At 30.0% G+C, this 15,286-nt stretch carries 16 protein-coding genes; 14 read left to right on the top strand and 2 right to left on the bottom strand.

Features of this window, described 5'->3' with window-relative positions; genetic code table 11:
- From ACI313_RS01580 to ACI313_RS01540, 9 genes are all read left to right on the top strand, one after another.
- On the top strand, positions 1-208 hold a 208-nt coding region (locus ACI313_RS01580; protein WP_439755122.1), incomplete at its 5' end, for a hypothetical protein.
- On the top strand, positions 184-1,818 hold the full coding sequence (gene argS / locus ACI313_RS01575) for an arginine--tRNA ligase (RefSeq protein ID WP_320608618.1): 1,635 nt from the start codon (positions 184-186) through the stop codon (positions 1,816-1,818). The genes ACI313_RS01580 and argS, both read left to right, overlap by 25 nt.
- 20 nt (positions 1,819-1,838) lie before the next feature.
- Positions 1,839-2,135: a DNA-directed RNA polymerase subunit delta gene (rpoE, locus tag ACI313_RS01570; protein WP_320608619.1), complete on the top strand. Its 297-nt coding sequence runs from the start codon at positions 1,839-1,841 to the stop codon at positions 2,133-2,135.
- Between the two features lie 117 nt (positions 2,136-2,252).
- Entirely contained in the window at positions 2,253-3,062 is an 810-nt protein-coding gene (locus tag ACI313_RS01565; RefSeq protein WP_439755121.1) for an ABC transporter permease, read from the top strand.
- Positions 3,063-3,074: 12 nt separating this feature from the next.
- Positions 3,075-3,884, top strand: coding sequence for an ABC transporter ATP-binding protein (locus ACI313_RS01560; RefSeq protein ID WP_320608621.1), 810 nt, complete (start codon positions 3,075-3,077; stop codon positions 3,882-3,884).
- Positions 3,885-3,890: 6 nt separating this feature from the next.
- A complete protein-coding gene (tagD, locus tag ACI313_RS01555; protein WP_320608622.1) occupies positions 3,891-4,277 on the top strand; it encodes a glycerol-3-phosphate cytidylyltransferase in 387 nt (128 codons plus the stop codon).
- Between the two features lie 10 nt (positions 4,278-4,287).
- Positions 4,288-6,519, top strand: a complete 2,232-nt coding sequence (locus tag ACI313_RS01550) for a CDP-glycerol:glycerophosphate glycerophosphotransferase (RefSeq protein WP_439755120.1) — start codon at positions 4,288-4,290, stop codon at positions 6,517-6,519.
- A 2-nt stretch (positions 6,520-6,521) separates the two neighbouring features.
- Positions 6,522-7,727 (top strand): CDP-glycerol glycerophosphotransferase family protein, encoded by a 1,206-nt coding sequence (locus ACI313_RS01545; protein WP_320608624.1) that lies wholly within the window; start codon positions 6,522-6,524, stop codon positions 7,725-7,727.
- The gene (locus tag ACI313_RS01540) at positions 7,714-8,778 is read left to right on the top strand and encodes a CDP-glycerol glycerophosphotransferase family protein (RefSeq protein WP_439755119.1); all 1,065 of its coding nucleotides are present in this window, start codon (positions 7,714-7,716) and stop codon (positions 8,776-8,778) included. The genes ACI313_RS01545 and ACI313_RS01540 overlap by 14 nt, the downstream gene beginning before the upstream one ends.
- A 17-nt stretch (positions 8,779-8,795) precedes the next feature.
- Here ACI313_RS01540 and ACI313_RS01535 read toward each other — a convergent pair whose 3' ends face one another.
- Positions 8,796-9,446 carry a GTP pyrophosphokinase gene (locus ACI313_RS01535; protein ID WP_320608626.1) on the bottom strand — a complete coding sequence of 217 codons (651 nt, stop codon included), beginning with the start codon at positions 9,444-9,446 and terminating at the stop codon, positions 8,796-8,798.
- Positions 9,447-9,582: 136 nt separating this feature from the next.
- Here ACI313_RS01535 and rsmG point away from each other — a divergent pair, with 136 nt between their 5' ends.
- The 5 genes from rsmG to glmS all read left to right on the top strand — a co-directional run bounded on the left by rsmG (position 9,583) and on the right by glmS (position 14,899).
- A complete protein-coding gene (gene rsmG / locus ACI313_RS01530; RefSeq protein WP_320608627.1) occupies positions 9,583-10,284 on the top strand; it encodes a 16S rRNA (guanine(527)-N(7))-methyltransferase RsmG in 702 nt (233 codons plus the stop codon).
- 1 nt (position 10,285) lies between these two features.
- Positions 10,286-11,053 carry a ParA family protein gene (locus ACI313_RS01525; RefSeq protein WP_320608628.1) on the top strand — a complete coding sequence of 256 codons (768 nt, stop codon included), beginning with the start codon at positions 10,286-10,288 and terminating at the stop codon, positions 11,051-11,053.
- A gap of 1 nt (position 11,054) precedes the next feature.
- The gene (locus ACI313_RS01520; protein WP_320608629.1) at positions 11,055-11,921 is read left to right on the top strand and encodes a ParB/RepB/Spo0J family partition protein; all 867 of its coding nucleotides are present in this window, start codon (positions 11,055-11,057) and stop codon (positions 11,919-11,921) included.
- Positions 11,922-11,995: 74 nt separating this feature from the next.
- The gene (locus ACI313_RS01515) at positions 11,996-12,841 is read left to right on the top strand and encodes a YitT family protein (protein WP_320608630.1); all 846 of its coding nucleotides are present in this window, start codon (positions 11,996-11,998) and stop codon (positions 12,839-12,841) included.
- A 231-nt stretch (positions 12,842-13,072) separates the two neighbouring features.
- Complete coding sequence (gene glmS / locus ACI313_RS01510; RefSeq protein ID WP_439755118.1) at positions 13,073-14,899, top strand: glutamine--fructose-6-phosphate transaminase (isomerizing); 1,827 nt, start codon at positions 13,073-13,075, stop codon at positions 14,897-14,899.
- Between the two features lie 26 nt (positions 14,900-14,925).
- Here glmS and ACI313_RS01505 read toward each other — a convergent pair.
- A partial coding sequence (locus tag ACI313_RS01505; protein WP_439755117.1) for a DUF5662 family protein occupies positions 14,926-15,286 on the bottom strand: 361 nt, incomplete at its 5' end.

Here is a 15,286-nt window from a genome sequence, read left to right as displayed (position 1 = left end):
TCCTTTAAAAGAAAATTCATGTTCAAAGGGGCATATTGATACGGAATTTGGAACCATGGAATTGAAATGTGATACGAATTTGTATCGCATAGATGAAAATTTTATTGAAGTAAAATATAGTTTGAATCCAGATGATGATTCAAATTCATTTCATTTTAAATTAGTAGGTAAGGAGGATATATCATGGCAAGCATTGATGTTCAATTAAAACAAGCTATCCAAAAAGCAGTGCAAAACGCATTTGAAGTAAATTTAGACTGGGAAACAATTGTTGTTGAAGTACCAAAAAATAAAAACCACGGTGATTTTTCTAGTAATGTGGCTATGCAGTTAACTCGTCAATTAAAACAAAATCCAAGATTAATTGCGCAAGCTATTATTGATGCCTTTGATAGTGAATGTGTTTCTAATATTGAAATTGCAGGACCTGGGTTCTTAAATTTCACAATCAATAAAAATCAATTCACAAATGTTATTAAGGAAGTATTAGAAAAGAAAGAATTATATGGGGTACAACCTCAAAACGGAATTAAAGTAAATTTAGAATATGTTAGTGCCAATCCAACAGGTTCATTACATTTAGGACATGCCAGAGGTGCGGCTTGGGGAGATAGTTGTGCTCGTATTATGAAAAAAGCAGGTTATGATGTAACTCGTGAGTATTATGTAAATGATGCGGGAAATCAAATTACGAATTTAGCTTTATCTTTAAATGCTCGTTATCGTCAAGCTCATGGTATTGAAACAGAAATTGGAAAAGATGGATACAATGGAGCCGATGTTAAAGAAAAAGGATATGAATTAGCTAAACAATATCCAAATCAATATTTAGAACCTACTAAAGAAAATATTGAATTCTTTAAAAAAGAAGGAATTCGTTTTGAATTAGATAAAATTAAAGAACATTTGGCACAATATCGTGTTTCTTTTGATATTTGGTCAAGTGAACAAGCGATTCGTGATGATGGAAAAATGGATGCTGCTTTAAAAGTTTTAGGTGAAAAAGGATATACTTACGAATCTGAAGGAGCATTATGGTTTAAAACAACTGAATTTGGTGATGATAAAGACCGTGTTTTAAGAAAACAAGATGGATCTTATACATATTTAGTTCCTGATATTGCTTATCATAATGATAAATACCAAAGAGGATATGATGTTATTGTTGACTTCTTTGGTGCGGACCACCATGGATATATTCCACGTTTAAAAGCTTCTATGAGTGCATTAGGAAATGATCCAGATAAATTGAATGTTGATATTATTCAAATGGTTCGTTTAGTTAATGATGGTGTAGAAATGAAGATGAGTAAACGAGAAGGAAATGCGACAACAATCAATGAATTGTGCGATAGCGTTGGTGTTGATGCAGCTCGTTATTTCTTCGTTCAAAGAGCATTGGATTCTCATTTAGATTTTGATATTGAATTGGCTAAGAAAAAATCAAACGAAAATCCAGTTTATTATGCTCAATATGCACATGCCAGAATGTGTTCCATTCAAAAACAGGCACAAGATATTGAATTGGCAACGTCTTATGATTTGTTAGTGGATGAAAAAGAAATTGAATTAATGAAGACTCTACAAGAATTTAACAAAGTGATTGTGGACACCGCAAAATCTCGTCAAGTTCATAGAATGTGTCATTATATTCAAAATTTAGCGTCAAAATTCCATAGTTTCTACAATGCTTGTAAAGTTATTGATCGAGACAATTTAGAATTAAGTGCGCAAAGATTAGCTTTAGTAAAAGCCACTCAAATTGTTTTAGCAAATGCATTGGATTGCATAGGAGTTGAAGCAGTTGAATCAATGTAATTTTTTTAAGGAGTTTTATTATGAAAAAATCAATGATCGATGTCGCTCTTGATGTTTTAAAAGAGCAAAAACAACCTATGTCTTTTATTAATCTATGGACAGAAGTAAGTAAACAAATGGGATTTAATGAATCACAATTTGAAGACAATATCGCACAATTTTATACAGACTTATCAATTGATGGGCGTTTCTTCAGTATGCCTCAAAATACTTGGGATTTAAAGAGTCGTCATACTTTATCGGAAAGCGTAATGGATACAGATTCTATTTCAATTGAAGATGAAGATGATGTTGAAGAATTAGAAGAAAACGAGTAATTATCATTTTTTCTTCATTTTAGGTGTGTATTATAAAATGAAGAAAGGAGAAGGAATGTGCAATAAAGATGCGTATGCATCTTTTTTTTATGATAGAATAAGTGCGAGGTATAAAATATGTTTAAAAGTATAAAATATGTAATTAAAGAAAATTATTCAAATTTATATCGTATTTATAGTATTTCTAAATATGAATTATTAGCCGATATGCGAGATACAAAATTAGGATTGTTTTGGAACTTTGCATCTCCTGCCATTAATTTATTAACATATTGGTTTGTCTTTGGAATTGTCATGGAACGAAAAGCTGTCGATGGTATTCCCTTTTTTAATTGGATGTTAGCTGGAATGGTTGTCTGGTTTTTTGTTCGTCCTTGTATTGTCGATGGATGTAATGCGATTTTTTCGCATGCCAAAGTGATATCAAAAATGAAATTTCCTGTCAGCGTTTTACCGGCTACTGTAGTTTTAAAAGAATTATTTAATCATCTTTGTTTAATGATTGTCTTATTTGTAATTTTCATGTTTCAAGGATATACGCCTAATATTCACTGGCTAGGATTAATTTATTATTGTTTCTGTGCCGTTGCCTTTAGTTTATCTGTCACAATGGTATTATCTGTTTTAAATATGATTGCTCGTGATACAAAGAAATTTGTGAGTTCTATGATGCGTTTATTATTATATTTAACACCTATTTTATGGCCATTGTCACGCTTTGATTCGATTCCTTTACTAACAACTATTATGAAAATCAATCCTATTTATTATATTGTATGCGGCTATCGCGATTGTTTCTTTTACCATCAAGGATTTTTAGCTTATCAAAATCAAGCAATTTGTTTTTGGATTATTACCATAGCTTTATTTGCGTTTGGTAGTGTATTGATGTATAAATTTAAAGCGAAGTTCGCAGATTTAATCTAAGGTGGTGAAGCTATGGAAGAATATGCAGTTATTTTTGATCACGTTTCAAAAATCTATAGTTTAAAATCAAATGACAAAAAACAAAAAGGCAAAAGATTCTATGCCCTTAAAGATATTAGTTTTAAAATTCCTAAAGGTGAAGTTGTTGGTGTTTTAGGTACAAATGGATCAGGTAAATCAACGATGTCTATTATTTTATCGGGTATTTCGCAACCAGAACAAGGAACGATTACCGTTAATGGACAACAAGCATTGATTGCCATCAACACAGGTTTAAATCCTCAATTAACGGGATTAGAAAACATCGAATTAAAAGGGGCTTTACTTGGTTTACGGAAAAAAGAAGTACAAAAAATTATTGATGGTGTTATTGAATTTGCCGAATTAGGTGATTTCTTATATCAACCCGTTAAGAAATATTCATCAGGAATGAAATCACGACTAGGTTTTTCAATTAACTTAGCTTTAGACCCTGATATTATGATTGTCGATGAAGCTTTATCGGTTGGAGATAAACGCTTTGCGCAAAAGTGTATTGATAAAATGACAGAATTAAAAAATAGTGGAAAAACCATTATTTTCATTTCCCATTCACTTCCACAAGTTGTTTCTTTTTGTGATACGGCAATTTGGCTTGAAGGTGGTATGTTGAAAGAATACGGTGACATTAATGTGGTAGCGGATCACTATGACAAGTATGTTAAAGAATTAAGTGCACTTTCGAAAAAGGAACAAAAGAAAATTTTAAATAAAAAATTTGAAGAAAGAATTATTAAAGAAGAAAAGAAAGAATCGTTTATTAATCGATTATTTGAAAGGTAGGATTTTATGAAAACAGTAATAACATATGGTACTTTTGATTTATTTCACATTGGACATTTAAATCTTTTAAAAAGAGCAAAAGAATTAGGAGATTATTTAATTGTAGCTGTGAGTTCAGATGATTTTAATGCTTTAAAAGGAAAGAAATGTAAAATTAAAGACACAGATCGTATGGCAATTGTTGAAGCTATTAAATATGTTGATAAAGTGATTCCAGAAACAAGTTGGGAACAAAAAATTGAGGATGTTAAAAAATATAATGTCGATGTATTTGTGATGGGAGATGACTGGAAAGGAAAATTTGATTTTCTAAAAGATTATTGTGAAGTTGTTTATCTTCCAAGAACAGAAGGAATTAGTACAACCCAATTGAAAGAAGAATTGAAACAATAGGAGGCTTTATATGTTATTAAGTATCGTTGTTCCTTTTTATAAATATAAAAACTATTTAAATGAGTGTCTAGACTCTCTTTTAAATAGTTCTTTTCATGATTTTGAAACGATTTTAGTGTTAGATCACAATGAAGAAAACATTGATGATTTACTTCAAACATATTCTTCATTAAATATTCGTGTGATTCATAATGAAAAACACGGTGTTGCGAGTTCTCGAAATGCGGGTATTAAAGCTGCTAAAGGAAATTATATTTACTTTTTAGATAGTGATGACTATGTATTAAAAGATACTTTATATTTATTATCAACATGTATTACAAATCAAGACATTGTATATGGACAAGTAAATAATACTTGGAACAATATGGCAAATTACTTAGAAAAACAAGCTAAGAAATTAGAAAATCTTGATGACGAAGAAGTTGAAATGAAAGAAATGGAATCGCAACAAAAAATTCAAGATTTCATTAGTCAATATAATCAACCTGAATCCACTTTATTGGCGTATTATCATATGTTCAAAAAGAAAAGAGGTTCTAATAATATAACTGTTCTATCTCATGCGTATTCAAGAACGTTCTTATTAGAAAACAACATTGAATTTAATGAAAGTTTGACATATTATAGTGATTTTCCATTTATTATTGAATGTTTATCAAAAGCGAAAACATTTAATGGATGTTTAGATGCGATTTATGTTAAGAGAAGACACAATGATCCTATTAACTATCCAGCACTTAGACAAGAAGAAAATGAAGGAAGATTCTATGAAAGAATGAATTCATATGAATTGTCCTATAAAAAGACCAATAATGAAATTCTTACCGAAATGATTGATTATAAAATTATTAATTATTATTTCCGTCATTTCGTAAAACGATTAAGAAGAAGTGAAAAACCAGAATGGAAAAATGAATATTTCAATCGTTTTAGTGAAGTCATGAATTTAGTCAGTGATAAAGCTATTTCAAAGTATTCTAAAGAAAAACAAAAAATGATTGCGTCTTTAAAAAATAAAGACTTAAATAAGACTTTAAAATTAGTGCGTACATTCTTGGGTAAAAAGAAATTAAAGAATATGACACATAATAAGAATACGATGTTTAAATTAGCTTATTATCATGTATATTTGAAAAAACCAATTTTAAAGAATGTCGTTTTATTTGAAACATTTAATGCGAAGAATTATTCTGATTCTCCTAAATATATTTATGAATACTTGGCTTCTCATTATGGAGACCAATATGAATTTGTATGGGCATTGAATAATGGGGCTAAACCCAAATATGGAGGTAAAGTAGTAAAGCGTTTCTCTTTTGAATATGCGTATTACTTAGCTCGTGCTCAATATTTAGTCTTCAATGTTCGTCCACCTCTTTGGTATCGTAAACGAGAAGGACAAACGTTCTTGGAAACATGGCATGGAACGCCTTTAAAACGTCTTGTGTTTGATCAAGAAGAAGTAACAGCAGCTTCTCCTAAATATAAACAACAATTCTATAAACAAAGAAAAGATTGGGATTATTTAATTAGTGCTAATGATTTTTCAACAGAAACATTTGCACGTTGTTTTATGTATGAAGGAGAAATCTTGGATATAGGATATCCTCGTAATGATATTTTATATGCTCCGAATAAAGAAGAATTGGCAGTTGAAATTAAAAAGAAATTAAATATCCCATTGGATAAAAAAGTAATTTTATATGCACCAACTTGGCGTGATGATGAATACTATGGAAAAGGACAATATAAATTTGAACTTCAACTGGATTGTAAAATGTTGAAAGAAAAAATTGGAAATGAATATGTATTGTTGTTAAGAACGCATCAATATATTTCAGATCGATTGGATACAACGGGATTAGAAGGATTTGCGATAAATGTATCTCAATATGATGATATTTCGGAATTGTATTTGATTAGTGATATTTGTATTACGGATTATTCTTCGGTATTCTTTGATTTCGCAAACTTAAAACGACCTATTTTATTCTATACATATGACATTGAAAAATATAAAAATCAATTAAGAGGTTTCTATATCGATATGACAAGTGAAGTACCTGGTCCTTTACTATATACAAATGAAGAAGTATTATATGCGATTGAACATATTGATGAAGTCGAACAACAATATAGTGAACGCTATCAACAATTCTATGATCGTTTCTGTCATTTAGATGATGGAAATGCGTCTAAGCGATGTGTAGAAAGAGTATTTTTAAATAAGAAGGACTAAACATGATTAAATGGATTAAAAAAATTGTTCATAAATGCATTGTGATTTTTAATCGATTAATTTATCGTCTTATACCTGTTGATGACCATACGATTTTATTTATTGCCTTCCATGGAAGAGGATATTCCGATAATCCTAAGGCCATTCATCAAGCTATGATGAAAGATGATCGTTTTAAGGATTATAAATTTGTATGGGCAATAAAACATCATAAAAGTAAAAATTTAGATATTCCGAATGCGAAAATCATCGAATACTTTAGTTTGAGTTATTTCTATTATTTAGCGCATTCGAAAATTTGGGTAGTAAACTGTAAGTTACCTGGATATGTATTAAAAAAGGAAAATCAGATTTATCTACAAACATGGCATGGAACACCATTAAAGCGATTAGCTCATGACATTGTCTTAAGCGAAGATGCAACGTTCTATCGTTCACAAATGGATGCAGCAAGTATGTATAAAACATATGACGTTGATGTAGCTCGTTATAACTACATGATTTCACCCAATGCCTTTTGTTCTAAGATTTTTCCAAGTGCATTTGCCATTGATCCAAGTAAGTTAATTGAAACGGGATATCCAAGAAATGATGTGTTATCGCATATTAATGAACAAGATGTGATGAATAAGAAAAAAGAATTACATCTTCCTTTAGATAAAAAAGTCATTTTATATGCACCAACATGGCGTGATAATTCCTATGTTGCCCAAGGATACACATTCCAATTAAAAGCAGATTTTAGAAAGTGGAAAGAAATATTAGGTGATGATTACATTGTTTTATTTAAACCACATTATTTAATTATTAATTCTTTTAAAGAAGATGAACAATTAAATGGTTTTCTATATTCAATGGATGCGACTATGGACATTGCACAATTATATGAATTATCTGATATTTTAATTACTGATTATTCTTCTGTTTTCTTTGATTATGCGATATTAAATCGTCCTATTTATTTTTATATGTATGATTTAGAAGAATATGCTCAAGATTTACGAGGATTCTATCTAGATATTCATAAAGATTTACCAGGAAAGATTTATCGTAATGAAGAGGATTTATTAGTTGATTTAAAGAATAATGTCTTTGATTATGAACACTTAAAAGAATTTAATGCGTATTTCAACAACAAAGAAGATGGAAATGCTTCAAAGCGTGTTATTGATATTCTTTATAAGGAGATTAACCATGGGGTTAAGTAAAATAATCTTAAATATTGCACTACGTATTTTAGATGTCTTAACATTCTTTGTGAAACAAGATTCTAAACGAATTACGTTTGTTTCTTTGACACAAAGTGAATTAAGCTCGGATTTTAAAAAGATAAATGATTTATTGGATTCAGATGAATTTCATATTCATTATAATTTGATTGAATTTGAGTCGAATTTATTAGGACAACTTAAATATTTCTTTAATTGTTTAAAACAATTAATTGATTTAAAGAAATCAAAATTAGTTATTTTAAATGATAATAACTATGTTGTTTCTTTTTTTAAACCAGAACAAACAAAGGTACTACAAATATGGCATGCTCCAGGTGCTGTTAAAAAATTTGGAAATCAAATAAAAAGGAAGTATCCAATTCAAAATTATGACTATGTTATTTGTAATAGTGAATATTGGAAAGCCATTTATAGTGAATGTTTTAATGTAAAAGAAGAACAAGTAATAGTAACGGGTTTACCTAGAATGGATGATTTATTAAAAGATACAACAAGTGATTTTTATATTCGTCATCCAGAGTGTAAAAATAAAAAACTAATATTATATGCACCTACGTTTAGAGGAAATATAATAGATGGTTTAAAGAGTGTTTGCATGGATTTTGATCAGTTACATTTAAATGAAGATGAAATCCTTCTTTGTAAGTTTCATCCTTTATTAAAGGACATGGAAATTAATCATAAACAAGTCATTAATGTATCCAAAGAAGATTTATATGATTTAATGAAAGTAAGTCATTTATTGATTTCGGATTATTCTTCTGTATTCTTTGATTATTGTTTATTAGAAAAACCAATGATTGCCTTTGTACCAGATTATGAATCATATGAAAAACAAATTGGATTTAATATTGATTTGTATTCTGATTTTGATGGTCCAATTTGTACAAATGAACAACAATTAAATGAAGTCATTCACTGTGATTTAAAAATTGATTCACAATTTCAAAGAAAGTTTGTAGAGTATACTGATGGTATGAATTCTTATCGAGTTGTGAATTTGATTAAACAAATTATGAATCATTAAAAAAAGATGGAATTTTATTATTTTCCATCTTTTATTTGTTGCATTTTACGATCCAATTCCTGACAAATTTTTGAACAAATATAAAGTTCATTATCGATTTCATTTAAGCGTTCTTGTGGTAAGTCTTTTTTATAGCGTATTTTATGTTCTAGACTCGCCCAAAAATCCATTGCGATAGTACGAAATTGAACTTCAACTTTTACCCATTTCTTTTCATTGGCAAGAAAAATAGGAATTTCAATAATTAAGTGTAAAGAACGATATCCATTTGGCTTCGCATTTTGAATATAATCTTTTTTTTCAATGAGTCTTACGTCATCTTGTTTTAAAAATAAATGAGCTAAATTATAAATATCTTCTTCAAATGAACAAATAATACGAACACCAGCTATATCAAATAAATTTGTTTCCATTGATGATACCGACAAAGGAAGATTACGTCGTTCTAATTTTTTGACGATACTTTCTTCTTTTTTTATACGAGTATGAATGGATTCAATGGGGTTACGATCAGCTAAAATAGAAAAGTTTTCACTTAATACTTTAAATTTTGTTTCAACTTCCATTAAAGCACATCGATAATATGACATACTTTGTTTGATTTGTTGTTCGATTTGGTCTTCACTTTGATTGGAATCGTATTTTGCGAATACTTCTGCCATATTCATTTTTAAATCACCGCTTGCATTGTAACATAGTTTTATTATTTTTTAAATTGACAAATATGATGTCAATTTAAAAAATAATATATAGTTGTAATCAGAAATAGATTGTTCATGTTATAATAAGGCGGCAGAGGTAAATATGACAAAAGAAGAATTCATTAGTGCTTGTAAGCAAGCAAATATCACTTTAACAGAAAAACAAATTCATCAATTTGAATTGTACAAAGATTTATTATTGGAATGGAATGAAAAAATGAATTTAACAGCCATCACCAAAGAAGAAGAAATATGGGAAAAACACTTCTATGATTCGATTTATCCTTTCTTCAATTGTGAAATCAATTCAATGTGTGATGTAGGATCTGGTGCGGGTTTTCCAGGTATTCCAGTAAAAATTGTTTTTGATTCGATTCATTTAACAATCGTTGAGCCGTTACAAAAAAGGTGTCGCTTTTTAGAAGAAGTCAAAAAACAACTTCATCTTGAAAATGTTGAAATTAAAGCTGAACGAGCAGAGGATTTTGTGAAAAATCATCGTGAACAATATGATTTAGTAAGTGCTAGAGCGGTTGCGAAACTTTCTATTTTATTAGAGCTTTGTGTTCCACTTGTGAAAGTGAATGGTCTTATGGTTGCTTTAAAGGGAAAAAATGGAAAACAGGAATTAGAAGAGGCTCAAAAAGCAGTTTCAATTTTAAGTCTTGATCTTGAAAAAGAAGAGATATTTCATTTAGATGATGAAGCAACAAGAATGAATTTTTATTTTAGAAAGAAAAAGAGTACGCCTTTAAAATATCCTAGAGCGTATGGACAAATAAAGAAAAAGCCATTGGGGGAGTAATATGGGAAAAATAGTTGCTATTTCAAATCAAAAAGGTGGCGTTGGAAAGACAACAACAGCCATTAATTTATCAAGTGGTCTTTCTTATATGCAAAAGAAAGTCTTATTAATTGATTTGGATTCACAAGGAAATGCATCAACGGGTTTGTCTGCTATTAGAGAACAAGGACAAAATACAATTTATTCGGTTTTATTTGAGAATTGTCCGATTGAACAAGCTATCGTTCATTTGGATTCACCAAATATTGATATGTTACCAGCTAATTTAACTTTAGCAGGAGCGGATATTTTGATGGATCAAGAAAATGACAAAGAAATGTTTTTAAAGAATGCGGTGGCACCAATCAAAGATCAATATGATTATATTATTATTGATTGTCCTCCTTCACTTGGACTACTAACAACCAATGCCCTTACAGCAGCGGATAGTGTTTTAATTCCAGTGCAATGTGAATACTATGCTCTTGAAGGGGTAACTCAATTGTTGATGACAATTCGTTTAGTTCAAAAAACAACGAATCCTAAATTAAAAATTGAGGGATTGGTTATGACTATGTATGACATTCGTACAAAATTGAGTATGGAAGTTTCACAAGATGTACGTCAAACTTTTGGAAAATTAGTTTATCAGAGTTATATTCCAAGAAATATTAAATTATCAGAAGCACCAAGCCGTGGACAATCTATTTTTGAATACGATGTAAATAGTTCAGGGGCTAAATCTTATGGTGATTTAACACAAGAATTTGTAAGACGAAACGAGGAATAACATGGATAATAAAAAATTAGGAAAAGGTCTTTCTTCTATTTTTGGTGAAGATGTCGCAAAGGTTTTAGATGATATTCAAAATGGTGATGTTCAAACCGAAAAACAAGAACAAAAGAAAATTGATATCACGCAAATTCGTCCTAATCCATATCAACCACGAAAAGTATTTGATCAAGAAGCATTAAAAGAATTAAGTGATTCGATTGCACAACATGGGGTATTCACACCGATTTTAGTTAAAAAAGGAATTCGTGGATATGACTTAATTGCTGGGGAACGTCGTTTGCGTGCTTCCAAAATGGCGGGATTAGAAGAAATTCCGGCTATCATTGTTGATTTTGATGACCAACAAATGATGGAAATTGCTTTATTGGAAAACATTCAAAGAGAGGATTTAAATGTTATCGAAGAAGCAAAGGCATATGAAAATTTAATTAATCGTTTTCAATATACGCAAGAACAATTAGCTCATCGAGTTGGTAAATCAAGAGAACATATTACCAATACGCTTCGTTTATTAAAGTTACCAGAACAAGTTCAAGAATATGTTGTGAATAAACAATTATCAATGGGACATGTTCGTGCTTTATTGTCTTTAAAAGATGAAGATCGTATTTTAAAAACAGCGCAAAAAGCTATTGATCAAAATTTATCGGTTCGAAAAGTTGAGCAATTGGTAAAAGATATCAATAATCCAAAGGTACCTGAAAAAAATCCAGAGGATATTTATTTAAAAGATATAAAAGTTAAATTAGAGGAATTTTTCAAAACAAATGTAAGTGTATCAAATCATTCTATTTCTATTCATGTTGAAGATAAAGAAGATATGAATCGTATTTTAGAGATGCTTCATTTAGTTGAGGATTAATTCCTCTTTTTTATTGAATTGCGTATGGATTAAGTCTATAATCGAATTTGTTGTTTAAGAGGTATGAACAAAATATGAAAAAAATAAAGTTTTTTGTGGTATTAAATCTAGGATTGTTTTTAACAGCTATTGGAATTGCGATATTTAAAACACCAAATCATTTTGCCTTTGGAGGAACATCTGGTATTTCTATTATCTTAGCAACTTTATTTCCTCGTTTTAATGTAGGAAGCTTTATGTGGTTAGTAAATGGAATATTAGTTGTATTGGGATTAATTTTCTTAGGAAGAAAAACAATGGGATGGACGATTTATTCTTCATTTGCACTTTCTTTTTATGTAAGTTTAATCGAAAAAGTAATTGTATTATCAGCCCCATTGACAAATGATACATTCTTGGAACTATGGTTTGCGGTTATTTTACCAGCAGTTGGTTCTGCACTTGTATTTAATGTAGGAGCAAGCACAGGAGGAACAGATATTGTAGCGATGATTTTACATAAATATACTTCTTTAGAAATCGGAAAAGCATTAATGGTTTCGGATTCAATCATTGTATTAATCGCAGCTTATTTATTTGGTCCTGCAACTGGTTTATATTGTATTTTAGGTCTTATTTTAAAGGGAACATTAGTTGATAGTGTGATTGAAAGCTTTAACTTACGAAAAGTTTGTACTGTTGTGACAAGTAAACCGGATCCAATTAAGAATTATATTATTGAAGTGTTACATCGTTCAGCAACGGTTGAACAAGCAACAGGTGCTTATACAGATGAAGAAAAAACAATTTTAATTACAGTATTAACAAAAAGAGAAGCTATGTTGTTAAGAAACTTTATTCACCAAAGCGATGAAAAAGCATTTATTACGATTGTTAATAGTTCAGAGATTATTGGAAAAGGATTTAGAGGAGCGGTTTAGAAAACTAAACCGTTTTTCTTTTTTTTCATTTCGTATATAATATGAAGCATATTGCGAATATAAAAAATAATAGCGCCAGGACTACTATGTAGTTGACGAGGACCAAGTTAATCGAAAGATTCGGCGGATGACTTGGAGGCTTGATACAGTCTGTAGTAAATGATAAAACCGATTTGTGAAAATCGAACAAATTCATTGAGTATCTTCGCAATATTAGTGGAGGTGTTTTGAATGTGTGGAATTGTTGGTTTTAACGGAAACCACCAAGCAGCTCCAATTTTATTAGATGGACTGACAAAATTGGAGTATCGAGGATACGATTCAGCTGGAATCGCAATCCAAAATCAAGGAGAAGTTCAAGTCGTTAAAGTGAAAGGTAGATTAAATGTTTTAAAAGAAAAAACAAATAATGGCTTGGCTTCAAAAGGGACATGTGGAATAGGACATACGCGTTGGGCTACACATGGAAAGGCAAATGAAATCAATGCCCATCCTATGGTTTCTTATCACAAAGAAGTTGTGGTTGTGCACAATGGAATTATTGAAAATTATCAAGAATTAAAAAATCGCTTAGTTTTAAAAGGATACGAGTTTTATTCACAAACAGATACTGAAGTTGTAACGAATTTAATTGAATATTATTATTTAAAATATAAAGATCCTTTACAAGCTTTATCAAAAACAATGATGCTGATTCGTGGTTCTTATGCCTTAGCCATTTTATTTAAAGGCTATGAAGATAAAATATATGCGATTCGTAAAGATAGTCCTATGATTTTAGGAATATCAGAGAATGAGTCTTATTTGGCAAGTGATGTCCCTGCTATTTTAAAATATACGAATAATGTATATTATATTGATAATTTAGAATTAGCTTGTTTAGAAAAAGGAAAGATTCTTTTTTATAATTTAGATGGAGAAACAATAGAAAAAGAATGTACGTCAATTCAACTTGATAGTCAACAAGCACAAAAAGATGGATATGAACATTTTATGATGAAGGAAATCTATGAACAACCTAAAGCAGTTCAAGATACTTTAAATCAATTTATAAAAAATAATAAAATTCAAATTGATGCATTAAATCAATTAGACATTGAATCCATTTCTCAAATTTACTTTGTCGCATGCGGATCCGCCTGGCATGTAGGCAAAGTCTGTGAATATATAATGGAAGACATATGTAAAATTCCTGTTCGTACTGAATTGGCATCTGAATTTCGATACCGTAATCCTTTATTAAATAAAAACGATTTAGTGATTGTGATTTCTCAATCAGGAGAAACAGCAGATAGTCTAGCTGCCTTACGACTTGCCAAAGAAAAAGAAATTAAAACATTGGCGATTGTTAATGTTGTTGCTTCTTCGATTGCACGAGAAGCGGATTTTGTTTTATATACATTAGCGGGATTAGAAATCTCAGTTGCGACGACTAAGGCTTATAGTGCACAATTAATTATGGGATATTTATTAGCTGTCCAATTTGCCTTTGTTCGTAAAACAATTGATTCGAATTTATATCATTATTATATTGAGGAAATAAAGAGTCTTCCTGAAAAAATCGAAAAGACATTGGAAAATAAGGAACGTTTACAATGGTTTGCGTCTAAATTTGCCAATGCTAAGGATATCTTTTTCATTGGAAGAGGACTAGATTATGCGATTAGTTTAGAAGGTAGTTTAAAATTAAAAGAAATTAGCTATATTCATTCAGAATCCTATGCTGCCGGGGAACTAAAACATGGAGCTATTTCTTTAATTGAAAAGAACACTTTAGTCATTGGTATTTGTACACAATCGAATTTATATGAAAAAACAATGAGTAATATGGTGGAATGTAAAGCTAGAGGAGCTTACTTAATGGGTGTTGCCCCTCATGGACTTTATAAAATAGAAGATACAGTAGATTTTGCGACATATATTCCTAAAGTCGATGAACATTTTATAGGATCATTGGCTATCATTCCGTTACAGTTATTAGCTTATTATATTAGTGTAGCAAAAGGATTAGATGTAGATAAACCAAGAAACTTAGCTAAATCAGTAACAGTTGAATAAAAAATCAAACCTCCTTGAGAAGGAGGTTATTTTAATACGTTTTTACGAATATACTTAATTGTTTCATCTAGGCCGTGTTGCGATAAATAAGATAATAAAGAATAAATTAATTGATCGGTTTCAGGGTGAATTAAGATATGATCTCTTCCTTTTTCGTAGTATTCTAAAGCACTAGAGTCTGTGTACTTATCTTTTTGATAAATCATACTTGCTGCTACACGATCACAAAACATTTCTACGACATAATTGGCTGGCATTTTACAAGCGTAGATTCCATCTTTTCCAAAATCTAACCAATACTCCCAATGATGCTTGTTTCTTCCTTTATGATGAAGCCAACCTAAAGAATATCCTTTTTCTTCTTTTTCAGCATCGATAGGAGAACGA

Origin of the sequence: Floccifex sp. (assembly GCF_051873495.1) — a bacterium.
In the GTDB taxonomy this organism is placed as follows: domain Bacteria; phylum Bacillota_I; class Bacilli_A; order Erysipelotrichales; family Erysipelotrichaceae; genus Floccifex.
This window is presented reverse-complemented; position numbering and strand designations above follow the sequence as displayed.